Here is a 22,845-nt window from a genome sequence, read left to right as displayed (position 1 = left end):
AGTTCTGGCGCCGGTTGCAGCCGACACCTCGCCAGGTGTGGCGGGCTCGTCCGCCCGCCGTGAGCACGAGCGCCGCGTCGCCCAGCGGGAGGAACGGGTCCGGAGCCGGCATCCCAGGCTGGGCGGGCTCCTGCTCGCCATCTCGGAGGAGCCGCAGAGCACCAAGGCGTGGGCGACCGGCGCGGTCGGCGAGGAGCGGCTGGGGCGACGGCTCGACGCCACCGCCGGTCCCCTGGTCCGCGTGCTGCACGACCGCGGCATACCCAGGAGCCGCGCCAACCTTGACCACCTGGTGGTGTGCTCCAGCGGGGTCTTCGTCGTGGACGCCAAGCGCTACCGGGGGCGACCGCACCACGTCGTCGAGGGTGGCTTCTTCACGCCCCGCGTCGACAAGCTGCTCGTCGGCCGCCGTGACTGCACCCGGCTGGTGGACGCCGGCCTGAAGCAGGCGGACCTCGTGCGCAGAGCGCTGGCCGACCATCGAGGTGCGCAGCGTGCTGTGCTTCGTCGAGGCCGACTGGCCTCTCTTCGGCGGTGACTTCGTGCTGCGCGATGTCACGGTGACCTGGCCGAAGAAGCTGGCGACGACCATCGCGCGGCCGGGTCCGCTGACCGAGGAGCAGATCGCCGTCATCCACCGGCGCCTGGCTGCCGCCTTCCCCCCAGCCTGACTCCCGGCCGCCGACCGCTCGGACGACCCCATACCGCGACGTGTCACCGATAGGGTGCTGACGTGCGCCGCATCCTGGATCTCCTGGACGCTCTCAACGACGCGGGCGTCGACTACGTGGTCGTCGGCGGCGTCGCGGTGGTCCTGCGCGGTCACGCCCGCATGACGGTCGACCTGGACCTCGCGCTCAACCTCACGACCGACAACCTCACCGCCGCCCTCGACGTCCTCAAGGCGCAGGGGCTCGTGCCCAGACTCCCGGTCGCACCCGAGCAGTTCGCCGACCCGGACACCCGACGCACCTGGGTGGAGGAGCGCAACCTGGTGGCCTTCACGCTGCACGACCCCTCCGACGCGCTGCGCGAGGTGGATCTGCTGGCGGACATCCCCCTGCCCTTCGCCGCCCTCCGCACGTCCTCCGACATCGTCGACGTCGGCGGCGTCCCCGTGCGCGTGGCGTCGGTCGAGCACCTGGTAACGATGAAACGCCATTCCGGGCGCGCGCAGGACCTCGCTGACATCGAGGCGTTGTCGCAGCTGAGGAGCCCACCTATGGTGGTGAGCGATGAGCACGACCAAGGCTGAGCATCTCTGGCGCGGCACCTCGGACGCGGGGTCTGCCATCCAGGCGCGGGCGGCGACGACCCCGGCGCAACGACTCGAGTGGCTCGAGGAGAGTCTCCTGCTCGCGCAGGCATCTGGGGCCTTGGCGCGAGACCGGGCCAGGCGGCAACGTCAGGCTGACGAGTGGGCTCGTTCCGCCGACTGAGTCCCGCCTTGCACCGGGGAATGGGATGTTGACCAGGTCAGGTTGGTCGACCTATCATGGGCGGATGGAGGTCACGGTCCAGGAAGCGAAGACCCACCTCTCCCGGCTGCTCCGCAAGGTGGAGGCCGGCGAGACCGTCGTGATCCGCCGTGGCCGCACTCGCGTCGCCGTGCTCAGCCCCGCGCCGATGACGACGGAGCAGCGGAGGATCTGGGGCGACCTGCCCGGTGAGCTGACGCCGATGTTCGACGAGCCCCTGGACGACCTCGCGCCATACACGCCATGAGGCTGCTCCTCGACACCAACGTCGTCATCTGGCTCTTGCTCGGCGAGCGGCGGTCCGTGCCCCAGGACGTCGCGGAGACCATGGCTGACCCTCGTCCGACGTGATCGTGAGCGCCGCGTCCGTGTGGGAGATCGCCATCAAGCGCTCGCTGGGCAAGTTGCGCATCGACGGTGGGCTGGTACCGCGCACTGATGGGCCTGGATCTCGCGCACCTTCCCGTCTCCGCCGAACACGCCCACGGTGTGCAAGACCTCCCCTGGCACCACCGACTTTCCTTCCACCGGATCCTCCTCGCCCAGTCGCTGGTCGAGGGCTGCACACTCGTCACCGCCGACCGGACCCTGGACGCCTACGATGCACCCACCTGGTGGGGCGGCCCACTTCCCTGAAAGGTCGGAGCCGCCCGGAGGCTCCGGCCCGGGCTCGGCGGCCGTTACCAAGCCCCGCCCCGTATCCTCGTGCCCGGCGCCCCACCCACACGCCACCAAGGAGTCACACATGGCCGGCCCGCCGCCCGCCTTCGTGGCACCGGACTGGATCCGGCAGCTGGGCCGCGACGACCTCAGCAGGGTCTTCGGCACGACCACGGTGACACGGGCCGTCACCTACCAGCGGCGGGGTGCGGTCCACGGTCTGCGGGAGGACCAAGACGGGGTGCTGAGGGCCACGGTCTACGGCAACCGCCGATACTCCACCACGGTCTGGTCGCAGGCCGGAGCCCGCCGGACCCCCCGCCGGCCCGCGGGGCTGGCCACCTCGTGTTCCTGCCCCGTCGGCACGCTGTGCAAGCACGCGGCGGCGGTGATCCTGCACGCGCAGCGCACCGCAGGGGCCGCGACCCCCGCCTCGGGGACACCGCATACCCCAGCCACCGCGGCCTGGGAGAACCTGCTCGCGCCCGTCCTGGCCGAGCTCGACTCCGCCTCCGAGGACCGCAGCGGCACGCCGCTCGCCCTGCAGGTCGAACTGGCCCAGGCCACCACCGCGCACCCCACCCGGCTACGCCTGAAGCCGTTGGTCCGGGGAGCCTCGGGCGCCTGGATCCAGACCGGGGTCTCCTGGGCCGACCTGCACCGGGGCTACGCCTCTGCCCGCACCGACGACCGGCACCGGGCCGCGCTGGCCGCCGTCGTGCAGGCACAGGCGGCCCGCTCGCCGCACTGGTACCACCCCGGGGAGTGGGTCGAGGCCACCGCTCTGGGGCCGGCCGTCTGGCCGCTGCTGCGCGACGCGGCCCACGCCGGCGTCGCCCTGGTGACCGGGCGTGGTCGACGGTCCGTCCGGCTGGCCGACCCGGTCGAGCTCTCGCTCGACCTCACGAGGGACTCCGACGCGGCCATCACCCTGGCCCCGGTCGTGGACCTGCCCGGCACCACCGCGCCGCCGCAGCTGGTCGGTGACCCCGGCCACGGGCTGGCTGCCGGGGACGAGCACGGGATGGTGCTCGCACCGCTGACCCGTCCGCTCAGCAAGGCGGTCACCACCCTGCTCGGCCAGGCCGGGCGGCTGCGGGTTCCGGCGGCGGACTCCGAGCGCTTCCTCACGGCATACTCCCCCGCCCTGCGCCGCCACACCACCCTCACCTCCAGCGACGGCAGCGTCCTCATCCCCGAGGTCCGCCCGCCGCACCTCGGGCTGACGGTCACCTTCGAGCCCGGGCACCTCACCCGGCTCCGCTGGACGTTCCGGTATGCCGTCGGCCAGGTCACCCACGACGTCCCCCTGCTCCCGCCGCGCAATTCCCAGGACCACCACGCCGGCTCCCCCCAGCCCGTGGTCCGCGACCCCGACCGCGAGGAGGCGCTGCTCTCCAGCCTCGACATCCTCGACGGGGCGCCCGGGCTGCGCATCCCCCTGCCTGGCAAGGCGCGCCTCGGTGTGGTCCTGGAGCCCGAGCTCACCGGCTGGGCCACCGTGCAGTTCGCCCGCGACGTCCTCCCGGCGCTGCAGGAACGGGACGACATCGACGTCACCCTCGTCGGCGAGCCCCTGTCCTACGCCGAGGTCGAGGACGGCCCGGTCGTGCAGGTGTCCACCCGGGACCTCGGGCCGGAAGACGGCCCGGATGACGCCGAGACGAGAGAGGCCGGCGTCAACGGCGACCGCGACTGGTTCGGCCTGGGCCTCAGCGTCCGGGCAGGTGACCAGGAGGTACCGCTGCGCGACCTGCTCACCGCCCTGACCCGCGACGAGGAGGTGCTGCTGCTCCCGGACGGGTCGTGGTTCCGGCTGGACACCGACGAGCTGCGCGCCCTGCACCGGCTGGTCCAGGAGGCCCTGGCCCTCCACGACGGCGCCGACGACGGCGACGGCCTGCGGATCAACCGCTACCAGGCCGGGCTCTGGGAGGAGCTCGTCGCCCTCGGCGTGGTCACCGAGCAGAGCGAGCGCTGGCAGCGCACCGTGGGGGCCCTGCTGGCCCTCGAGGAGCTGCCGCACCCGGACCCACCGGGCACCGTCGAGGCGACGCTGCGCGACTACCAGCTGGACGGCTACCGGTGGTTGTCCTTCCTGCTCGACCACGACCTCGGCGGGATCCTCGCCGACGACATGGGGCTCGGCAAGACCCTGCAGGTCCTCACCGCCGCCGAGCGGCTGCGGGCCGAGGGCCGGCTGAGCCCGGAGAAGCCGCTGCTCGTCGTCGCGCCGACGAGCGTCCTCGCCACGTGGCAGCGCGAGGCGGCGCGGTTCACCCCGCACCTGGACGTGATGGCGCTCACCCAGACCACGCGCCGCACGGGGCGACCCCTGGACGACCTGGTGGCGGGCGCCCACGTGGTGGTCACGTCATACACCCTGCTGCGGATCGAGGAGGAGCACCTGGTGGAGCGTGCCTGGGGCGGGGTGGTCCTCGACGAGGCTCAGGCGGTCAAGAACCACCGGTCGCGGACCTACCAGGTCGCCCGGCGGCTGCGGGCGCCGGTGAAGATCGCGGTCACCGGGACGCCGCTCGAGAACTCGCTCATGGACCTGTGGGCGCTGCTGTCCATCGTCGCGCCCGGGCTGTTCAGCTCCCCGGAGCGCTTCAGCACCGTCTTCCGCCGACCCATCGAGTCGGGGACCGCTCCCGAGCTGCTGGACACGCTGCGCCGCCGCATCCGCCCCCTCGTGCTGCGCCGGACCAAGGAGTCGGTGGCGGCCGACCTGCCCCCGAAGATCGAGCAGGTCGTCTCGGTGCCGCTGAACCCCGCCCACCGGCGCATCTACGACACCCACCTGCAGCGCGAGCGGCAGCGCATCCTCGGCCTGCTGGACGACGTCGACCGGCACCGGATCGCGATCCTCGCCGCGCTCACGAAGCTGCGCCAGCTCAGCCTCGACGTCCACCTCGTGGTGCCCGACGCCCCGGCCTCCGCCCGACCCAGCAAGGTCGACGCCCTGCTGGAGCAGGTGGTCGAGCTCGCCGCCGAGGGGCACCGGTGCCTGGTCTTCAGCCAGTTCACCCGCTTCCTGCGGGTGGTCCGGGACCGCCTGCAGGCCGAGGGCATCGAGCACGTCTACCTCGACGGACGCACCCGGGACCGGCCGCGCCGCATCGCGCAGTTCACCGACGGGGACGCGCCGGTCTTCCTCATCAGCCTCAAGGCCGGCGGCTCCGGGCTCACGCTCACCGAGGCCGACTACGTCTTCGTGCTCGACCCGTGGTGGAACCCTGCCGTCGAGGCGCAGGCTGTCGACCGCACCCACCGCATCGGTCAGGACAAGACGGTGATGGTCTACCGGCTGGTCGCGGAGGACACCATCGAGGAGAAGGTCGTCGCGCTGCAGGAGCACAAGCGGGAGCTCTTCGACAAGGTCGTCGACGCCGGTGGCGCCCTGGGCGCGCCCCTGAGCGCCGAGGACATCCGCGGGCTGCTGGACGTCCCGGCCGGGCTCACGTCCTGACCAGGCTGCCGGCCCGGCGCGTTGCGGGGTCGGAAGGCATCACGTGGCAGGGTCGGGACGCGGCGTAGAAGCTGACGAGCGTGGCCTCGGGGGGTCGGTCCCACGTCCTCGCCGCCGACTCGACGGCGCGGGGATGACGCGGTCGGGCCGCTCCCGGTTCTCAGCGAGGTGCACTGTCGCAGGAGGAGGGTCTGTCAGACCTGACTCGTACACTTGTTCGCATGAGGGGTAGCTGGGGTGGTGAGACGGCCGGTGGTCAGGCCGACGGTGCGGCGGCGGTCGTGGCCGAGCTTGCCGGTGTCCTCGAGCGGTCGGTGACGGCGTTGGCGTCGCCGGCGCTGTTGCAGGAGCGTGAGCTCGGTGAGGTGCTGGGCGCTGGACGGGGTGGCGGCGCGGACGCACGCGTTGCTGGTGGCGGTGGTCCGGGAGGGACTGAGCCGGGGGTTGCACCAGGAGGCCGGGTTCTCCGACGTGGACTGGGTGAGACTGGTATGCCCCGGGCTGGCGTCGCGGGCCGCGGTCGAGATCGCGCTGGTCGCCCGCGCCGCCCAGCAGCGCGTGCACGTCCCGTTGGCGGACGCCGTCCAGGACGGGACGGTACCGGTGCACCGCGCGGCGCAGGTCCTGCGCGCGTTGATGAGGATCCGCCCGGCCCTCGGGGAGGCCGAGTACGCCCAGGCCACCGACCTGCTGACCGTCGCCGCCGCGAGCAAGGAGTTCGACGAGAAGGACCTGGCCCGGATCACGTCCAAGCTGGTCGCGACCTGCCTGTCCGAGAAGGAACAGATCGCCCGGGCCCAGGCCAGGCATGAGCTGCGGGACGTGCACGAGTCGTCGTTGGCGGACGGGTCGCTGCGCCGGTTCGTGGTGACCGTGGGCGACGACGCCGACTACGAGACCATCCGCGCGGTGCTCATGTCACCTCTGGCCGCGCCGACACCGCCGAAGGGTGCGGGCGAGGACGGCGCGCAGGGCGGCGACCCCGCACAGGGTGGTGTCCCGGGGGGCGGGGTCCGAGGCGACGGCACGCAGGTCGAGGGTGTCCAGGGAGGCGGCATCGACGATGGTGGTCTCTCGGTGGCCGAGCTGGACCTGCGGACGGCGGGTCAGCGGCGCTACGACGCGTTCATGACGGTCTTCCGGCGTGGTGTCGCCGGCACGCAGGGGCAGCCCACGACTCCGAAGGCGCAGGTCATGGTGACGATCGGGCTGCAGGAGCTGCGCGGTGCCCTGGGCGGTGCCGGGCACACCGTGCACGAGGGGGCGATCCCGGCGCACCAGGTGCGGCAGCTGGCGTGCGAGGCCGACATCATCCCCGCCGTGCTCGGCGAGAAGGGACAGATCCTGGACCTGGGTCGGGCGAAGCGGTTGGTCACCCCGGGTCAGCGGCGGGCGTTGGCGCACCGCGACGGCGGGTGCACCTTCCCCGGGTGCCACGTGCCCGCGACCTGGTGCGACGCGCACCACATCGTGCACTGGGCCCGCGGCGGCCCCTCGGACCTGGGCAACTACGCCCTCCTCTGCCCCCGCCACCACACCTGGGTCCACCAGCACGACACCACCGCCGACGTCGACACCACCGGTGTCCGATGGAGACTGCGATGACCCCGCCCCACACCCGGCCCCCCAAGGGCCGGGCCACCGGCCTGCGCCCGGTCGATGACGTGGGACGCCGACGAGGCGGCGGCGTGAGCCGCTGTGGGAGCCCGGCCAAGGACACGGCGTGAGCCGCGGTGAGAGCCCGGCTCAGGCCCGGAGCCGCGACGTGAACCGGGCGAAGGGCCGGTCCAGATGCCGCGCCATGTGGTGTGCGACCGCATACCCTGACCTCGTGCCGGACGACTTCCTCATCGCCCACAACCCCGAGGACGGCTCGCGGCTGCCGTACCTGTTGCGCATCCCCCTCGGGCCGGACGGCGTCGTGCTCAAGGCGAAAGAGACGTGGCCGCGGACCGGAAAGGTCTACTGCCACCGCGCGACCGGATGGCCGAGCGAGCCCGACCTCGTGGAACGCGTGCCGACCCGATCCTGCGTGCGCCGCGGCGCCAGCATCGACCTCGTCCTCGACCGTGGCCGTGAGAACCGCTCGCAGTTCGTCCTGACCCGAGCCCGCGGCCGCGAGGCGGTCTTCTGGCAGACCGCGCGCACCGCCAAGCAGGCACGCCCCGCGGTCAGTCTCCCCACGCGCGCGGCTCAGGCATCCCCACCCTCGAGATCATCATCGACAGCCACGAGCGGTATGCCTGGACCTTCGACCACCAGCAGGTCACCACCCGCCGCGAAGGGCCTCCCCGCGGGCGACTACGCGATCGAGGTCGCCGGCCGGGTCGCCGCGTCGGTCGAGCGCAAGAGCCTCGTCGACCTCGTCTCCACCCTGACCACCGGCAAGATGCGCTACCTGCTCGCCGACCTCTCATCACTCCCCACCGCGGCCGTCGTCGTCGAGGACCGATACTCCGCCGTCTTCAAGCTCGACCGCGTCCGCCCCGCCGTCGTCGCCGACGCGCTCGGCGAGTGCCAGGCCCGCTTCCCCACCGTCCCCATCATCTTCTGCGAGACCCGGGCCCTCGCCCAGGAGTGGACCTACCGCTTCCTCGCCGCCGCCCTCGCCCACGCCGGCGAGGAGACCCACGTCGAGACCGAGGCCACACCTCTCACCTCCGCGCGTGCCGCCAGCCCCGGCGAGGTGCGCCAGTGGGCACGCGAGCACGGGTATGCCGTGTCCGACCGCGGGCGCATCCCACGCGAGATCCGCGAGGCATTCGACGCACGGCGGTAGAGCAGCGCCGAGGCCTTCCCAGCGTAGACATTCCTCGCTACTCTTCCCTTGTCCGACGTCGGAATCCATGACGCCGACGGGACATTCTTGGAGAGGACCAGGGGAATGTCATATCCACATGTACCGGACGAAACAACCGGACCGCAGGGCCAGTGGGCCGATCCACACCAACCGCAGTCACCGGCAGCACAGCCGCCCGCCGCGCAGCAGCATGCCTGGGGGCCGCCGCCCGGAATGCACTACCCCATGAAGGTGCAATCGCGTAACCCCGTCTTGTACGCCTTGGCGTCCGCCCTCATCGCGGGCCTCGGCACCATGCTGGGTGGGCGCGTCGGCCGGGGGATCCTCATCCTGTGCACGGTCGCCTTCTTCGGCATCGCCATGTTGATCCCCTTCATCGGATGGCTGCTGTTCCCTGTGTGGCTGGCTGCGTGGGCGTTCTCCATCTACGACGGTTATGCCACCGCGCGCTCCTGGAACACGCGACACGGCATCATCAGCTGAGGGAACCGTCCACCACGCTGGGCGGAGGGCGCCGAGTCGGACCCGGCCCCCGCCGTCTCAGCAAGCGGCATACCCCGCCTCCTCCTAGCGTGAGGGCATGAGCACCCCCCACACCCCCCGCCCCGTCTCCCTCGTCGCAGGAGGCTCCCGCGGCCTCGGGCTCCTGGTCGCCCAGGAGCTCGCCCAGCGCGGCTACGACGTCGCGGTCTGCGCCCGCCACCTCGAGGAGACCCGGCGCGGCGCCGAGATCGCCGAGTCCCGCGCGCGGGACGAGGCCGGGGACGACGCTGGCCGGGTCGTCGCCTTCGAGTGCGACGTCGCCGACCGGGAGGCCGTCCAGGCCTGGGTGGCGCAGGTCGAGAGCGACCTGGGGCCGGTCGAGGTCGCCATCCACGTCGCCGGCATCATCCAGGTCGGCCCGGCCGAGACGATGACCTTCCACCACTTCGACCAGGCCCTCGGCACCATGCTCCTGGGCCCGCTCAACACGCTCTGGTCGGTGCTGCCCGGCATGCGCGAGCGCGGCCACGGCAGGCTCGGCGTGGTCTCCAGCATCGGCGGCGTCGTCGCCCCGCCGCACCTGCTGCCCTATTCCACTGCCAAGTTCGGCGCCACCGGCCTCACCCAGGGCCTGGCCAGCGAGCTGGCCGGCACCGGGGTCACCGCCACGACGATCGTGCCCGGCCTCATGCGCACCGGCTCGCACGAGAACGCGCAGTTCACCGGAGACCGCGCGGCGGAGTATGCCTGGTTCGCCCCGGCCGCCTCGCTCCCCCTGCTGTCGATGGACGCCGAGCGCGCGGCGCACCGGATGGTCGACGGGGTCCTCGCCGGCCGCCCCATGGTCGTCCTCACCCCGCTGGCCAAGATCGGTATGCGCGTGCACGGCCTCATGCCCGCCACCACCGTCCGCGTCATGGGCCTGACCTCGCGGCTGCTGCCCAGCGCCCCCGCAGACCGCGACGCGGCCCGCCCGGTGACCGGGCGGACCGCGGCGCAGCAGCTGGGGTCCGACGTGGTGAGCCGGCTCACCACCCTGGGCCGCCGGGCCGCGGAGCGTTTCAACCAGCGCGGCCCGGGCTCGGCCCCTACGGCGTGAGCACGACCTTCAGGCAGTTGTCCTGCTTGTCGTTGAACGTCTTGTACATCTCCGGCGCCTGCTCCAGTGGCACCCGGTGCGTCGCCAGGTCCTCCAGGCCGAGCACGTCGTCGGGGCCGCTGACCAGCTCGTAGAGCTCGTCGGTCCACCGGCGCACGTGGCACTGCCCCATGCGCATCTGCACGCCCTTGTCGAAGAGCTCCATCATCGGCATCGGGTCGGCCATGCCGCCGTAGACGCCGCTGATCGACACCGTGCCGCCGCGGCGCACCGCGTCGATGGAGCTGTGCAGCGCCGCCAGCCGGTCCACACCGGCCGTCTCGATGGCGGCCCGGGCGAGCGGCTTGGGCAGGCGCTTGGCCGCCGACACCGCGGCACCGAGCACGGGGCTGCCGTGCGCCTCCATGCCGACCGCATCGAGCACCCCGTCGGCCCCGCGGCCGTCGGTCAGGTCACGGATCGCGTCGCCGACGTTCTTCGTCGAGTCCAGGTCCACGACCTCGGCGCCCCACTCGGCCGCCAGCGCGTTGCGCTCCGGGATCCGGTCGACGCCGATGACCCGCAGGCCACGGTGCCGGGCCGCGCGGACGGCCAGCTGCCCGACCGGGCCCAGACCCATGACGGCGAGGGTGCCGCCCTCCTCGACGTCGGCATACTCGATGCCCTGCCACGCGGTCGGGAGGATGTCGGTGAGGTAGAGCACGCGCTCGTCGGCGAGCTGGGGGTCGACCCGGACCGGGCCGAAGTCGGCGTGCGGGACGCGGACCATCTCGGCCTGCCCGCCGGGCACCGCGCCGTAGAGGTCGGAAAAGCCGAAGAGGCTCGCACCCGTGCCCTGGTCGACGTTCTGCGTGGTCTCGCACTGGGCGAAGAGGCCGCGCTCGCACATCCAGCACTTCCCGCAGCTGACGTTGAACGGGACGATGACCTTGTCGCCGACCTCCAGCGTGTCGACGGCGCTACCCACCTGCTCGACGACGCCCATGAACTCGTGCCCGAGGATGTCACCGGGGTGCAGGTAGGCCGCCAGCACGTTGTAGAGGTGCAGGTCGGAGCCGCAGATCGCGGTCGAGGTGACGCGCACGATCGCGTCGGTCGGGTCCTGCAGGACGGGGTCGGGGACTGACCGGACCGAGACGTCCTGGAGTCCTTGCCATGTGAGTGCTCGCATCCCTCCACGCTAAGAGCGCGCCGAGGCGCTCGCGCGGTGAGCCGACCCGGGGTGCACAGCCGCGTCCTGATCGGCGACCGTGGCCGGCGCCAGGACCTCGACCGCCTCCTGCAGCCGATCCGAAGGCCGGCGTGGGCGGCGGTCAGCTGACCCGCTGCCGGGTCCACCGCTCGTCCGGTATGCCCGTGCCGAGGGTTTGCAGCGCCGCGACCAGCATGTGGGCGCTCGACGCGGCGTCCTCCACCCGACCCCAGAAGACGTGGTTCTCGCTCGTCGCGCCGCGCGGCTGCCGGTCGGGGTCGGACCACCCGGCGCGCTGCAGGGCAGCGGTCTGCTCCGGTGAGAGGTCGGCATACGCGGCGGAGACGCACTCGCAGAGCAGGTCGTCACCGAGCCGGGAGACCTGGACGTAGCGCCCGATGGCACCCGGCGGGTCGGGCTCGGCCAGCAGCAGGCTCTCGTGGTCGCCGAGCGCTCCGATCTCGGCGGTCAGCTCCTCGAGCGTGCGGGTCCAGGCGGCGTCGTCCATGGCCTCAGCGTGGCACGACTTGGGAGCCGCCCGCGGTCCGCCTACCCTGTGAGGCCGACCGAGAGCGAGAGCACGAGGAGAGGGATGTCTGGCTTCGTCGGGGGAGATCCGCAGGAGATGACGGAGGGTTCGCGCGCCCTGCACCGCACGGGCGGGCGGATCGAGGACGCCGGTGGCGCGCTGCGCGACATCAGCGGCTCCAGCGCGGGCCACGAGGTCCTGTCCACGGCGATCCGCCGCCTCGGTGCCGCCGTCGGGACCGCGGTCGAGGACACCGGGACCCAGACCAAGATCGCCGCGGCGCTGGCCGACGCCGCTGCCCAGGACATCCATGCGGCGGCAGGCAGCTGATGGTCGCCGGCTTCAGCTGTCCCGACGGTGACCCGGGCGGCCTGGACGGGGTCGCCCGCAGCCTCGGCACCCTCTCCGGCGACCTGACCACGGAGAAGGGCAACGTCAGCTCCGGCGTCGCGACGACGCTGCGCACCTGGGAGGCCACCCGCTCCGGCGACTTCGAGGACGCCGGGCGCGGCATCACGGGCACGCTCGACGGCGCCTCCGGGTTGGTCGACGCGTCCCAGGAGCAGGTCAGCGGCTTCGCGCGCCGGCTGCGCAACGCCCGCGAGGACATCGACGAGCTCGAACGGCAGGCGCAGCGCCAGCTGGACCGGATGGACGGCCTCGACTCCGAGGACGACGACTACGACGACACCCGGACCAGCGTGGACACCGAGGTGGCGCGGCTGCGTCGCCAGGCGCAGGAGATCCGCGACGAGGTGGAGCGCGACGCCACCTCGACCGCGGGCGCCCTCGACGCGGGCACCGAGATCCTCGTCCCTGAGGCCGGCACGCTGAGCCCCGACCAGGTCGCCCGCCGGGTCCACGGCTCGACCGGCGTCTCGGGCACCAGCACGCCGCTGGCGGCCGGCGAGCTCTCCACCGAGGACGCCTGGGAGGCGCTGTCCGGTGTGTCCGAGCCGGCGGCCTCGCTGGGCGACCAGGCGCTGGAGTCCTGGCTGGGCTTCCGCCCACCCGTCGGCGACGGCTCGGTCTCGATGACGCTCTTCGCGCTCGGACAGGTGCAGTTCGGCACGTCCACGGTGGCGAGCTGGATGGCGGACCAGCGCTACTCCCACTTCCGGCCCATCGACGCCGCCGGGCGCACCGTCTCCCCCAGCATGGGCTTCTGGCAGCGCCTCCGGCACGGCGCCGGGCGCTTCCCCACGGCTCGCGGACTGTCCCCCTGGCAGCGGGCGCGCGGTTTCGACCCGCGCGGGCACTTCAGCGCCCGTCCCTGGCACGGTGGTCAGGCCTCTCGCTGGAGCACGGCCGGCAGGTGGTTGGGTCGCGGCGGCACCGTGCTCACCGCGGCGACCTCGGCGTGGGACGAGTGGAACGAGAGCGCCAACTACCCCACCGACGAGCGCGTCGGCCGCACTGTGACGGTGTCCGCCACCACGACCGGAGGTGCGCTGCTGGGCGCCAAGGGTGGCGCCTGGGCCGGCGGGGCGATCGGGACGGCCATCTGCCCGGGCGTGGGGACGGTCATCGGTGCGGGTGTCGGGGCGCTGATCGGCGGCTTCGTCGGCTCGCAGGCCGGCGCCTGGGTGGGCGACAGGCTCAAGGACGTCGGCGGCGACATCGCCGACGGGGTCGGGGACGCGCTGGATGCCGCGGGGGACCTCGTCGACGACATCACCCCGTGGTGACCCGGTGGACCCCTCACCGCTGACGATCTCCGCCCTCGTGCTCGGGATCCTGCTGCTCGCGCTCGCCCTCTGGGAGCGGCTCGGGCGCGGGCCGCAGGCGCGGGCGTGGCTGCGCGCGCCCCGGGAGAGCGGCGTCCGCGGCGCGATGTTCGTGCTGCCCGGGTTCGGCATCCTGAGCCTGCTCGTGGGGCTGGCACCGTGGCTGGAGGGGTCGCCGCTGCTCGGCCTGGTGGCCCTCGTGCTGGCGCCCCTGGGCCTGTGGCTGGTCTTCGGCTGGGGCGCGCTCGCCCTGCCCTACCCCCGCTGGTCGGTGCCCGGATGGGCTCGCGAGACGATCGGCGCACGCTTCGACAAGACAAGGTGGCGACGGTGAAGGTGACGCACGAGCCTCGGGCACCAGCTTCGAGGCACCCGACGGCTGGCAGGTCGAGGCGACCGGGCACGACGCGGTGCTCACCGTGGTCGAGCCTGCGCGCGGAGAGGACGACGTGCGTGCCAGCCTCGTGCTCACCGTGCTCGACACCGGCGGCCGGTCCTTCCGGGACTGGCAGAACGGCACCGAGGGACTGCTCCCCCAGGAGCTGCGTGACTACCTGGTGCTCGACCTGCACACGGTGGAGGTCGACGGGCGTCCGGGAGGCACCCGGCTGGCGCACCACCTGGACGAGCGTGGCCGCGCCTGGTGATGGAGCAGCGCTTCGCCGAGGCGGAGGGGACCGGGTATACCCTCACCGCCACCGTGGACAGCCTGCGCTACCCCCTCGTCGCCGACGACATGGCCGCCTGCTGCGCGAGCCTGCACCTGCCCGAGGAGGTGGCCCGGTGAGCGTCGAGGTGCGTGACGGTGCGCTGGTCGTGGAGGTCGCCGCGTGGGCGGGCTGGGCCGACGGCCAGGAGATCCCGGAGCAGGAGCGTGAGCTCATCCAGCAGGTGCCGGGCGCCGAGCAGGCCGTGGCCGCGGCGCGGGACCCGCTGGTCGTCGTGCAGCTCCAGACCGCGACCCCGGGCGGCGTCTACACCCACGAGGCGTGGGTCGGGCCGGAGGCCGTGGCCGTGCTCGTCGACCTGGACGGCACCGACCGCCGGCGGGTCGTCCCGCTGCCGCCGGACCACCTCGGTGCCGCCCTCGCCAGGGTCGTCGGTCTGGCGCCCCGGGCGCACGCCGCCGCGGACCGGGAGCCGCGAGAGGTGACCGCCGAGGCGCTGGAGGCGTGGTTCGACCCCCAGGCGCCGGATGAGGAGCGTGCGGCCACCGAGCTCGGGGCGGACCGGGCGTGGCGGCTGGTGGCCGCTGCCGTCGGGTCCACGCAGGCCCCGACCATGCTGGCGGCGCTCGACGGTCGGACCAGCGGCGTCTGGGTGGTGGAGGCCGCTGCCGAGGACCTCCGCCTGGTCCCGACCACGCCCACGCAGGTATGGCGTGGGCTGACCGGTCTGCTCCCGGCGCTGGTGCCGGCGGCCGGCACGGCGGGCAGGCACGCTGCTTCGTCACCCGATGCCTGAGCCCCGGAGGGCGCGGCGGGTCACGACGCGCAACGCGGCCTTCCAGCAGTGGTCGGCGCTGCTGACGAACCGGACCAAGCGGCACCGCAGCGGAGAGTTCCTCGTGCACGGCGTGCGACCCATCAGCCAGGCGGTCGCCCACGGCTGGTCGGTGCGGGCGCTGCTGCGTCCCGTCGGGGGCCGCCCGTCGTCCTGGGCCGAGCAGGTGTGGGCCGAGTCCGGCGGCGAGCGGCACGAGCTGGCGCCGGAGCTGCTCGCCGAGCTCGCCCAGCGCGACGACGGGGCGCCCGAGCTGGTCGCCGTGGTGGGCATACCGCCGGACGACCTCGACCGGGTGCTCGGCGACGGTGCCGACACCTGGCTAGCACCGCTGGTCACGGTCTTCGACCGGCCCGGGCAGCCCGGCAACATCGGCACGCTGCAGCGCTCGATCGACGCCTTCGGCGGCACCGGGCTGGTCGTGACCGGCCACGCCGCCGACCCCTACGACCCCAAGGCGGTCCGCGCCTCGACCGGGTCGTGCTTCGCCGTGCCAACCGTCCGCGCAGCGGGTCCGGGTCCGGTGCTCGACTGGGTCGGCGAGCAACGCGCGCTCGGGACTCCGCTGCAGGTGTGGGGCACCGACGAGGACGGGCGGACCGACCTCGCCGCCGTGCCGTGGGACCAACCGGTCGTGCTGGTCATCGGCAACGAGACACGGGGCCTCGCGCAGGGCTGGCGCGAGGCGTGCGACGGGATGGTCGGCATCCCGATGGTGGGCTCGGCGAGCTCGCTCAACGCCGCGGTCGCCGCCTCGGTCGTGCTGCACGCCGCGCTGCGCGCCCGGAGCTGACCGAGCGCTGTCGCAGCTGCCCGGAACTCCCGCTGCCGACCTGGTGCGGGGCCCCTTCGGCGAGCGGTCGGCGCCGGCGGCGTCGCACCACTCGCTCCCTCATAGGCTGTGGGTCATGTCGGACGGCACCCTGAGCCCGCAGGAGCGGCTCACCCTCGGGGCGCTGCGGTATGCCGTGAACGACGAAGCGGGCAGTTACCTGGCCATCATGCGCTTGTTCACCGACGGCATCAGCGGCTTTCTCTCCGACCAGTCCGCCGACGAGGTCACCGAGCGGTTGCACGAGCACGGCATCGACCTGGACCGGGACACGGTCGACCAACGCCTCTCCTATCTCGTCGAGCACGGCAACCTGGCGCGCAGCCCTCGGGAGACCGAGGCGCGCAGCGTGCGCGAATACCTCTCCAACCGGGCCCGCTACCAGCTCACCGCCCGCGGCGAGCTCGTGCAACGCCAGGTCGAGGAGCTGCTGACGCGGTCCGAGGGTGCCCGGGAGGTGTCCAGCGAGATGCTCCCCGGCATCCTCAGCGGCCTGACCGGGCTCGTGGCCGTGTGCGAGCGGGACCTGGACGGCGCCGACCCGGCGCAGCTCGCCACCCGCATCGCGACCGTCTTCGCGCAGTTCGAGGTGCTGGTGACCTCGACCCGCCAGTTCTATGCCTATCTCGCGCAGGTGCTCACCCGCTTCGACCTGGGCCGGGACGAGTTCGTCTCCTTCAAGAGCGCGCTCATCGACTACCTCCAACGCTTCGTCGATGAGATCTCCCAGCACATGCCGCAGGTCGGTGACCAGCTGCTGCGCCTGGAGCCGACGATCCCCGCCCTCTGCGAGCGCGCGGCTGAGTCCGGCGGGCTGAAGGGTCTCGACGGCTCCTCCGCCCGGCGGTCGACAGGCCTGTCAGCCGAGGACTGGTCGAGCCTGCACACCTGGTTCATCGGCAGCGCCGACCGGCGCGCGGACGCCGAGAACGTCCGGAGGCTGGCCACCGACGCGCTGCGTGCGCTCCTGACCAACCTGCGCCGCCTCGCCGCCGGCGCAGACCGGCACCAGAGCCGGTACGGCGATCTCGTACGCCTCGCGTCGTGGTTCGACGACGCGGACGACGAGGTCTCCCACGCGCTGTGGGCGAACGCCTTCGGCCTCTTCCCCGCCCGGCACGTCTCCTTCGCCGCCGAGACCGACGGCGACCCGGTCCCGTCGACCAAGAGCTGGTGGGACGCCCCCGCGGCCGAGGTCCCGATCGGCCTGCGCGTGCGGGGTGAGCGTCAGGCCGGCGGCCGCGCCAGCCAGCGGGTCGACTACTCCACGGCCAAGCAGGCCCGCCTCCGGGAGCGCCGGGAGGCCGAGCAGCGGCTCCGCCGCGCCGCCACCGAGCTCGCCGCGCACGCCGGCCCGGTCACCGACCTGCGGATCAGCGACGAGGCGCGTGGCGCCCTGCTGGATCTGTATGCCGCTGCCCTCGCGCGGGTCGGCCGCCCTCTCGGCGCTGCGGACCAGGCCCGGGCCGAGCTCACCACCTCAGGCGTCGCCGTCGCGCTGCTCGTGGACCGCGAGCCCGGCAGTCAGCTCCGCCTGACCAGCCCGTCCGGAGTGCTGGTGCTGCACGACCTGCGCTGCGAGCTTGTCGCAACGGGCGAGGTCCGGGCCCCCGGCGACCCGCACACCCCGCCCCGGGCATCAGTCCTCGACCAGGCGGACGAGCGCAGCCCGGCCCCCCTCGCGATGCGCAGCGCCGGGGGCGAGGACCGGTGACATCGCCCTCCCCCGAGGTCTCCACGGTCGACCCGTATGCCGACGCCGAGCGCCGGCGGGCGGCGCGCGCCCTGCTCCGCACCCCGCTGCTGCACCTCGACCGGGGCGCCGACGACCTCGCCCTGGTCCGGCGCCATCAGCGCGAGCTCATCGCCATGTTCGCCGAAGGTCTCGGCTACCGGCTGGTCGTCGAGCCCGGTCTGGCCCGGCTGATGAAAGTCGGGTTGGGGCCGGACGGCACCCGGCCGCTGCTGCGGCGCAACGGCTCGCCCTTCACCCCGCGCCGCTACGCCTTCCTCGCGCTCACGCTCGCCGCGCTGACCCGCACCCGCCGCCAGGTGATGGTGGACGAGGTGGTCGCCGGTGTGAGGTCGGCCGCCACCGATGCCGGCGTCGATGTCGACCTCGACAGCATCCACGACCGGAGGGCGCTGCACTCGGCCCTCACCGCGCTGGTCGACCTGGGGATCCTCACCGAGCGCGACGGCGATCTGGAGCACTGGGTCGAGCGCCACACCGAGTCCCTGCTCGATGTGCACCGCGACCGGCTCGCTGTTCTCGTCGCCGCCCCGCTGGCCTCGTGCCAGACCCCGGAGGACGTGCTCGCCGTGCAGGAGGTGCCCTCGGCTGCCGGTGGGGCCCGCATCGCCGTCCGGCGAGCGCTGACCGAGAGCCCGGTCGTGTCCGCCGAGGACCTCACCGAGGATCAGTCGGGCTGGTGGCGCCGCAACCGGGAGCGGGAGCGGGAGTGGTTCAGCCGCTGGCTGGGTCTGGACCTGGAGATCCGCGCGGAAGGAGCGTTGGCCCTAGACCCGGACGAGGAGCTGAGCGATGTCACCTTCCCCGGTGCGGGGTCGGCCCGGCACGCCGCGCTGCTCCTGCTCGCCGAGCTGACCGAGGCGGCCCGCACAGGGGCAGAACCGAGCGACCTCCAGACCGGGGTGTCGCAGGACGGCTCCCGGACCTGGCGGCCGGTGGCGGCCTCCACCGCCCGCGCGGCCAGTGACCGCTTGCTGCGATCCTGGCGCCGCGGTCTGCGCAAGGCGCACCGTGAGGACCCCGACCTGCTGTTCGCCGAGGCGATGCAGATCCTGGTCTCCCTCGGTCTGGTCCGGGAGGGCCCGGGCGTCGTCCACGTGCACGCGGCCGCCGCCCGGTATGCGCCCCGGGCCGAGCTCGTCACCGCAAGCGGCCCGAAGGGCGAGCGTTCCCTTTTCGAGGAGGATGAGGATGGAGGCTGAGCCCAGCGACGTCGGCCAGGAGTCGGGGACCGCGACGCTGAACGGGCAGGCGCGGGGCGCAGGAGCGGGGGCGACCCGCTTCCGGCTGCACCGGGCCGGGATCCTCAACGTCTGGCAGTACGACGAGCAGGTGTTCTCCTTCGCCGGAGGCAGGATGCTGCTGCGCGGGGCCAACGGAGCCGGAAAGTCCAAGACCTTGGAGATGCTGCTGCCCTTCGCCCTGGACGGCGACAAGGCCCGCATGACCGCGTCGGCCAAGCACCACACCAGCCTGCTGTGGCTGATGACCGACGGGGTCGACGGTGGCAACCGGATCGGGTATGTGTGGGTCGAGTTCGCGCGCACCGCTGCAGACGGCACGGAGGAGTTCTTCACCTGCGGAGTCGGCATCCGCGCCTCGTCCAGCGCCCGGCAGGCGACCGCGTGGCACTTCGTCACCTCCCGGCGGGTGGGCGTCGATCTCGCCCTGGAGGACGCCGGTGGCCCGCTGTCCGCGCCGCGGCTGCGCGAGGTCCTCGGCGCGGAGCAGGTCTTCGACCGGGCGGCGGACTACAAGGCGTGCGTCGGCCGGGAGCTGTTCGGGCTGGACCCGCGCGCCTACGACGAGGTGTTGCGGCTGCTCTACTGGCTGCGCCAGCCGCAGGTCGGGGAGGACATCGAGCCGGCCCGACTCACCGGCCAGCTCGGTCAGTCCCTTCCCCAGCTGGACGAGCAGGCGGTCCGGGGTGCCGCGGACACCTTCGACGAGCTCACGGCGTTCGGGGAGCAGATCGACCGGCGCGCCGCAGCCGCGACCGCCCTGACCGGGCTCGCGGAGGCATACCACGACTATGCCGCTGCGGTGCTGGCCCACCGGGCCACCGCTGTCGATACGACAGTCCAGGAGGACCGGCGCCTGCACCGGGGGGCTGAGCAGGCGCGCAGCACCCTGGCGGAGGTCGAGAGGCGCCGGGACGAGGCGCAGACCGCTCTCGACGAGGCCCGGGCCGGAGCAGAGCAGGACCAGGCCCGGTTGGCCACCCTCATGGACAGCCCGGAGTTCCGGGACCAGCGCCGCCTCGACGAGCTGACGCAGCAGGCCGGCCGCGACGCCGCGCTGGCCGACGACGCCACGCTCCGCCTCGAGCGGTCCGGGCAGCGGCTGGCCGAGGCCGAGGCCGCGCTGGCCCGCGCCCGGGACGAGCTCGCCGAGACCATCGAGGAGCTAGGGCGCGAGGTGGGGAGCACCGCCGACGCGCTGCGCCGGTCTGCCCCGGGGGTACACCTCGCCACCGCCGTGTCCCGCGCCCTGCTGGACACCGCTCCCGATCAGGTCGAGGTCGAGACGCTCGCTGCCCTGGAGCGCCTGCGCGCCTCGCTGCAGGAGGCGACGGCCGGGGTGTCCACCCGCCGTGCCGAGCTGGGAATGGTGCGCGAACGCCTGGCCGCGGTGGACGCCGCCACCGTCCGGCAGACGGTGGCCGAGCGGGACGCCGAGCGTGCCGAGCAACGGTGGGAGACCTCCCGTCAGGACCGGATCGGCGGGGAGCACGACGCAGACCTGGAGGCGGCAGCCCTCCTCGATGCGCTGGCCACCTGGCTGATCGTCCCGGCGCGCCGCAGGTCACCCTGCCGGGCGACCTGACACCCGAGCAGCTCGGCACGCTCGTCCGGATCGGTGCGGACAGCGCCGGGCCGAGACTCCGGACGCTGTCCGAGGAGTCGGCCCGGGCCGGGGCTGCCGCCGGGCAGGCGCAGCAGGAGATCGCCCAGCTCGAGCAGGAGCGGGTGGCGGTGGAGCAGGAGCGCGACCCTGCCCCTCCCGCGCCTGCCCTGGGCCGGTCCGCACGCACCGACGGTCACAGCCTGTGGCAGGTCGTCGACTTCACCGACGGGCTCGCCGAGGACCAGAGGTCCGGGCTCGAGGCAGCCCTGCAGTCCTCAGGGCTGCTGGATGCCTGGGTCCGGCCCGGGGGACGCCTGCTGGACCACGACGACCGTGACATCGTGCTCGCGAGAAGCACAGCGCCAGACGCCGGGGACGGGTCGGCAGCACCCCACCGCACCCTGGCCGACGCGCTCACCATCGACCTCCCGCACGGCTCAGACCTCGAGCAGGCCGAGGTGGCGGCGGTGCTCGCCGCGGTCGGGCTCGGCCCGGACAGCGGCCCGTCGTGGGTATGCCCGGACGGCCGGTGGCAGCTCGGACCGGCCCACGGCCGCGCCGCCAAGGACCGGGCCCAGTTCATCGGGGCGACCGCCCGGGGCGCCGAGCGAGCCAGGCGGATCGCGGTCCTCGACGACAGCCTGACCCGACAGCGACAGCTCCTGACCGAGGCGCTCACAGCACGGGACGCGGCCCACACAGAGCAGGAGGCGCTCGAGGCGTGGGCCGCCGACGCGCCCTCGGTCCAGCCGCTCAGCACCGCATGGCAGCGGGTCGAGCTTCTCGTCGCGGCCGAAGAGCGGGAGGCCGGTCTCAACGCCCGCGCGCAGGAGGCCGCCCAGGCGGCCCGGGCCGAGACGGTGCGGCTCAGCCAGGAGCTGCGCCAGCTGGCGACCGAGCTCACGCTGCCCACCGAGCAGCACGCCCTGACGGCGCTGGAGGAGTCGCTGCGCACGATCGGCCACGACCTGGCAGGACTCGGGCGGGACGAACGCCAGGTGCACCGGCTGCTGTCCGTGTGGTCCCGCTCCGTCGAGGCCCGGGCCGCAGCGGCCCAGACCGTGGCCGAGGACGAGAGGACCGCTCAGCAGATCAGGAACGACGCGACCGTGTCTGCCACCGCGAGGGATGAGCTGCACGCCAGCATCGGCGACACCATCACCGAGCTGCGGGAACGCATCGGGCGCACCCGAGCCTCGCTCGAGGGCCACCAGAGCGCGGTCCGGTCGACTCGCGCGACGCTCGACGGTCTGCTCGTCGACGTCGGGGAGGCCCGCACCGCGGCCACCACCGCGCAGGAGCGGGTGCAGACGCACCGCCAGACCCGGACCGCGGCGATCGACCGCATGATCACCGCGCTAGAGGTGCCCGGTCTCCCGGAGGCAGCGCGCGTGGACGCTGCGACCGGTGACCTGGTGCTCGGCCTCGCGGACCTACCGGACACCCAGCCCGTCGGCCGACCCACGCTGGCGGCGGTCCGCTCGCTCGCCGCGCTGAGCTCCCGCGAGCTGGCGCCCCTGAGCAACCGCCTCTACGAGCGGCACGCCGCCGCCACGAGCGGCCCCGCGGCCGAGCACCAGCCGGCCCTGTTCACCCACGGAGAGCTGCATACCGTCTCCGGCCGGGACGAAGCGGGAGAGGCGGTCATCACCACGCTGGCGCAGCGGGTCACCGCCGCCGTCGAGCGGGACCGTGCGCTGCTCACCCAGCGGGAGAAGGAGCAGTTCGAGCGGCACGTGCTCGGGGAGCTCGGTGAGGCGCTGCGCCGGTGCCGCAGCGAGGCGACCGAGCTGGTGGACGCCATGAACACGCAGCTGGCCCAGGTCTCGACCTCGCAGGGCATCCGGGTGCGGCTCGACTGGCGGCTGCGCGACGACGTCGCCCCCGAGGCCAGGTCGGCGGTCGACCTGCTGACCCAGCCCCTGGGCGCGATGCTCCCGGAGGAGCGTGCCTCGCTGCGCGACGCGCTGCACCGGCTGATCGAGGCCTCCCGTGCCCAGCGGCCCGACCTGTCCTACGCCGAGCATCTCGCCGCGGCGCTGGACTACCGGACCTGGTTCGTCTTCGCGATCCGTTATGCCCGGCCGGAGGGGCAGGGCAGGTGGGAGCGGCTGCACCGCCGCTCACCGCTCTCCCAGGGCGAGCAGAAGGTGCTGTGCTACCTGCCTCTCTTCGCCGCCGCGGCCGCCCACTTCACCACCCTGGCCGGGGCGGCCCCGCACGCACCGCGCCTGGTCCTGCTCGACGACGCCTTCCCCAAGATCGACGTGCGCACCCACCCGCTGCTCTTCGGGCTGCTGGTCCAGCTCGACCTGGATTTCGTGGTGACCAGCGAGCGGCTCTGGGGCGACCATGCGACGGTGCCGTCGCTGGCGATCTACGAGGCGCTGCGCGATCCCGGGCAGCGCGGCATCGCGCAGTACGAGTACCGCTGGAACGGCACCGTGCTCGAGTCGGTCGGCTGAGGATG

General features: G+C 73.5%; 24 protein-coding genes. 22 read left to right on the top strand and 2 right to left on the bottom strand.

The window, feature by feature from the left end; all coding sequences use genetic code 11:
- Window positions 1–37: 37 nt before the first annotated feature.
- The 11 genes from BJF80_RS20270 to BJF80_RS11345 all read left to right on the top strand — a co-directional run bounded on the left by BJF80_RS20270 (window position 38) and on the right by BJF80_RS11345 (window position 9,992).
- Window positions 38–538 (top strand): nuclease-related domain-containing protein, encoded by a 501-nt coding sequence (locus tag BJF80_RS20270; protein WP_075813747.1) that lies wholly within the window; start codon window positions 38–40, stop codon window positions 536–538.
- On the top strand, window positions 495–671 hold the full coding sequence (locus tag BJF80_RS20265) for a hypothetical protein (protein WP_237767574.1): 177 nt from the start codon (window positions 495–497) through the stop codon (window positions 669–671). The genes BJF80_RS20270 and BJF80_RS20265 overlap by 44 nt, the downstream gene beginning before the upstream one ends.
- Window positions 672–733: 62 nt before the next feature.
- Complete coding sequence (locus BJF80_RS11385; protein ID WP_075813745.1) at window positions 734–1,255, top strand: hypothetical protein; 522 nt, start codon at window positions 734–736, stop codon at window positions 1,253–1,255.
- A 248-nt stretch (window positions 1,256–1,503) separates the two neighbouring features.
- Window positions 1,504–1,725, top strand: coding sequence for a type II toxin-antitoxin system Phd/YefM family antitoxin (locus BJF80_RS11375; RefSeq protein ID WP_028130947.1), 222 nt, complete (start codon window positions 1,504–1,506; stop codon window positions 1,723–1,725).
- Between the two features lie 191 nt (window positions 1,726–1,916).
- The gene (locus BJF80_RS18900; protein WP_158068528.1) at window positions 1,917–2,114 is read left to right on the top strand and encodes a PIN domain-containing protein; all 198 of its coding nucleotides are present in this window, start codon (window positions 1,917–1,919) and stop codon (window positions 2,112–2,114) included.
- 109 nt (window positions 2,115–2,223) lie between these two features.
- Window positions 2,224–5,610, top strand: coding sequence for a DEAD/DEAH box helicase (locus BJF80_RS11365; RefSeq protein ID WP_158068527.1), 3,387 nt, complete (start codon window positions 2,224–2,226; stop codon window positions 5,608–5,610).
- 360 nt (window positions 5,611–5,970) lie between these two features.
- Window positions 5,971–7,215, top strand: coding sequence for an HNH endonuclease signature motif containing protein (locus BJF80_RS11360; protein ID WP_237767573.1), 1,245 nt, complete (start codon window positions 5,971–5,973; stop codon window positions 7,213–7,215).
- Window positions 7,212–7,337, top strand: coding sequence for a hypothetical protein (locus BJF80_RS20875; RefSeq protein ID WP_269087405.1), 126 nt, complete (start codon window positions 7,212–7,214; stop codon window positions 7,335–7,337). The genes BJF80_RS11360 and BJF80_RS20875 overlap by 4 nt, the downstream gene beginning before the upstream one ends.
- Window positions 7,338–7,441: 104 nt before the next feature.
- The gene (locus tag BJF80_RS11355) at window positions 7,442–8,389 is read left to right on the top strand and encodes an Lsr2 family DNA-binding protein (RefSeq protein ID WP_237767572.1); all 948 of its coding nucleotides are present in this window, start codon (window positions 7,442–7,444) and stop codon (window positions 8,387–8,389) included.
- A 246-nt stretch (window positions 8,390–8,635) separates the two neighbouring features.
- Complete coding sequence (locus BJF80_RS11350; RefSeq protein WP_143456458.1) at window positions 8,636–8,893, top strand: hypothetical protein; 258 nt, start codon at window positions 8,636–8,638, stop codon at window positions 8,891–8,893.
- Window positions 8,894–8,990: 97 nt separating this feature from the next.
- The gene (locus tag BJF80_RS11345) at window positions 8,991–9,992 is read left to right on the top strand and encodes an SDR family NAD(P)-dependent oxidoreductase (RefSeq protein WP_075813737.1); all 1,002 of its coding nucleotides are present in this window, start codon (window positions 8,991–8,993) and stop codon (window positions 9,990–9,992) included.
- On the opposite strand, the gene BJF80_RS11340 is transcribed toward BJF80_RS11345, so the two are convergent.
- Window positions 9,982–11,163, bottom strand: a complete 1,182-nt coding sequence (locus tag BJF80_RS11340) for a zinc-dependent alcohol dehydrogenase (protein WP_022924621.1) — start codon at window positions 11,161–11,163, stop codon at window positions 9,982–9,984. The two genes, BJF80_RS11345 and BJF80_RS11340, sit on opposite strands and share 11 nt — an antisense overlap.
- A 142-nt stretch (window positions 11,164–11,305) precedes the next feature.
- Window positions 11,306–11,692 carry a TY-Chap domain-containing protein gene (locus tag BJF80_RS18895; protein ID WP_075813735.1) on the bottom strand — a complete coding sequence of 129 codons (387 nt, stop codon included), beginning with the start codon at window positions 11,690–11,692 and terminating at the stop codon, window positions 11,306–11,308.
- An 84-nt stretch (window positions 11,693–11,776) separates the two neighbouring features.
- On the opposite strand from BJF80_RS18895, the gene BJF80_RS18890 reads away from it, so the two are divergent.
- The 11 genes from BJF80_RS18890 to BJF80_RS11290 all read left to right on the top strand — a co-directional run bounded on the left by BJF80_RS18890 (window position 11,777) and on the right by BJF80_RS11290 (window position 22,840).
- Complete coding sequence (locus BJF80_RS18890; protein ID WP_075813733.1) at window positions 11,777–12,043, top strand: hypothetical protein; 267 nt, start codon at window positions 11,777–11,779, stop codon at window positions 12,041–12,043.
- Window positions 12,043–13,401 (top strand): hypothetical protein, encoded by a 1,359-nt coding sequence (locus BJF80_RS11325; RefSeq protein ID WP_075813731.1) that lies wholly within the window; start codon window positions 12,043–12,045, stop codon window positions 13,399–13,401. The genes BJF80_RS18890 and BJF80_RS11325 overlap by 1 nt, the downstream gene beginning before the upstream one ends.
- Window positions 13,402–13,405: 4 nt before the next feature.
- Entirely contained in the window at window positions 13,406–13,774 is a 369-nt protein-coding gene (locus BJF80_RS11320) for a hypothetical protein (protein ID WP_075813729.1), read from the top strand.
- 85 nt (window positions 13,775–13,859) lie between these two features.
- Complete coding sequence (locus tag BJF80_RS11315; RefSeq protein ID WP_143554089.1) at window positions 13,860–14,087, top strand: hypothetical protein; 228 nt, start codon at window positions 13,860–13,862, stop codon at window positions 14,085–14,087.
- Complete coding sequence (locus tag BJF80_RS18885) at window positions 14,084–14,227, top strand: hypothetical protein (protein WP_158068526.1); 144 nt, start codon at window positions 14,084–14,086, stop codon at window positions 14,225–14,227. The genes BJF80_RS11315 and BJF80_RS18885 overlap by 4 nt, the downstream gene beginning before the upstream one ends.
- Window positions 14,224–14,904, top strand: coding sequence for a hypothetical protein (locus BJF80_RS11310; RefSeq protein ID WP_075813725.1), 681 nt, complete (start codon window positions 14,224–14,226; stop codon window positions 14,902–14,904). Before BJF80_RS18885 ends, BJF80_RS11310 begins: the two co-directional genes overlap by 4 nt.
- Window positions 14,897–15,736, top strand: a complete 840-nt coding sequence (locus tag BJF80_RS11305; protein ID WP_075813723.1) for a TrmH family RNA methyltransferase — start codon at window positions 14,897–14,899, stop codon at window positions 15,734–15,736. The genes BJF80_RS11310 and BJF80_RS11305 overlap by 8 nt, the downstream gene beginning before the upstream one ends.
- Window positions 15,737–15,851: 115 nt before the next feature.
- Window positions 15,852–17,489, top strand: a complete 1,638-nt coding sequence (locus BJF80_RS11300; protein ID WP_075813721.1) for a TIGR02677 family protein — start codon at window positions 15,852–15,854, stop codon at window positions 17,487–17,489.
- The gene (locus BJF80_RS11295; RefSeq protein ID WP_075813719.1) at window positions 17,486–18,730 is read left to right on the top strand and encodes a TIGR02678 family protein; all 1,245 of its coding nucleotides are present in this window, start codon (window positions 17,486–17,488) and stop codon (window positions 18,728–18,730) included. The genes BJF80_RS11300 and BJF80_RS11295 overlap by 4 nt, the downstream gene beginning before the upstream one ends.
- On the top strand, window positions 18,720–20,354 hold the full coding sequence (locus BJF80_RS20260; RefSeq protein WP_237767571.1) for a TIGR02680 family protein: 1,635 nt from the start codon (window positions 18,720–18,722) through the stop codon (window positions 20,352–20,354). Before BJF80_RS11295 ends, BJF80_RS20260 begins: the two co-directional genes overlap by 11 nt.
- Window positions 20,306–22,840, top strand: coding sequence for a TIGR02680 family protein (locus BJF80_RS11290; protein WP_237767591.1), 2,535 nt, complete (start codon window positions 20,306–20,308; stop codon window positions 22,838–22,840). The genes BJF80_RS20260 and BJF80_RS11290 overlap by 49 nt, the downstream gene beginning before the upstream one ends.
- Window positions 22,841–22,845 lie beyond the last annotated feature (5 nt).

The sequence above is a fragment of the Serinicoccus sp. CUA-874 genome (genome assembly GCF_001942225.1).
GTDB lineage: Bacteria > Actinomycetota > Actinomycetes > Actinomycetales > Dermatophilaceae > Ornithinicoccus > Ornithinicoccus marinus.
This window is presented reverse-complemented; position numbering and strand designations above follow the sequence as displayed.

Bases quoted from the DNA above. Each gene is read 5' to 3' on its own strand.
- BJF80_RS11340 (WP_022924621.1), bottom strand. From the start codon at position 11,163: ATGCGAGCACTCACATGGCAAGGACTCCAGGACGTCTCGGTCCGGTCA.
- BJF80_RS20875 (WP_269087405.1), top strand. From the start codon at position 7,212: ATGACCCCGCCCCACACCCGGCCCCCCAAGGGCCGGGCCACCGGCCTG.
- BJF80_RS11365 (WP_158068527.1), top strand. From the start codon at position 2,224: ATGGCCGGCCCGCCGCCCGCCTTCGTGGCACCGGACTGGATCCGGCAG.
- BJF80_RS11350 (WP_143456458.1), top strand. From the start codon at position 8,636: ATGAAGGTGCAATCGCGTAACCCCGTCTTGTACGCCTTGGCGTCCGCC.
- BJF80_RS11375 (WP_028130947.1), top strand. From the start codon at position 1,504: ATGGAGGTCACGGTCCAGGAAGCGAAGACCCACCTCTCCCGGCTGCTC.
- BJF80_RS18890 (WP_075813733.1), top strand. From the start codon at position 11,777: ATGTCTGGCTTCGTCGGGGGAGATCCGCAGGAGATGACGGAGGGTTCG.
- BJF80_RS11345 (WP_075813737.1), top strand. From the start codon at position 8,991: ATGAGCACCCCCCACACCCCCCGCCCCGTCTCCCTCGTCGCAGGAGGC.
- BJF80_RS18895 (WP_075813735.1), bottom strand. From the start codon at position 11,692: ATGGACGACGCCGCCTGGACCCGCACGCTCGAGGAGCTGACCGCCGAG.
- BJF80_RS20260 (WP_237767571.1), top strand. From the start codon at position 18,720: ATGGAGGCTGAGCCCAGCGACGTCGGCCAGGAGTCGGGGACCGCGACG.
- BJF80_RS11305 (WP_075813723.1), top strand. From the start codon at position 14,897: ATGCCTGAGCCCCGGAGGGCGCGGCGGGTCACGACGCGCAACGCGGCC.
- BJF80_RS11300 (WP_075813721.1), top strand. From the start codon at position 15,852: ATGTCGGACGGCACCCTGAGCCCGCAGGAGCGGCTCACCCTCGGGGCG.
- BJF80_RS11325 (WP_075813731.1), top strand. From the start codon at position 12,043: ATGGTCGCCGGCTTCAGCTGTCCCGACGGTGACCCGGGCGGCCTGGAC.
- BJF80_RS18900 (WP_158068528.1), top strand. From the start codon at position 1,917: ATGGGCCTGGATCTCGCGCACCTTCCCGTCTCCGCCGAACACGCCCAC.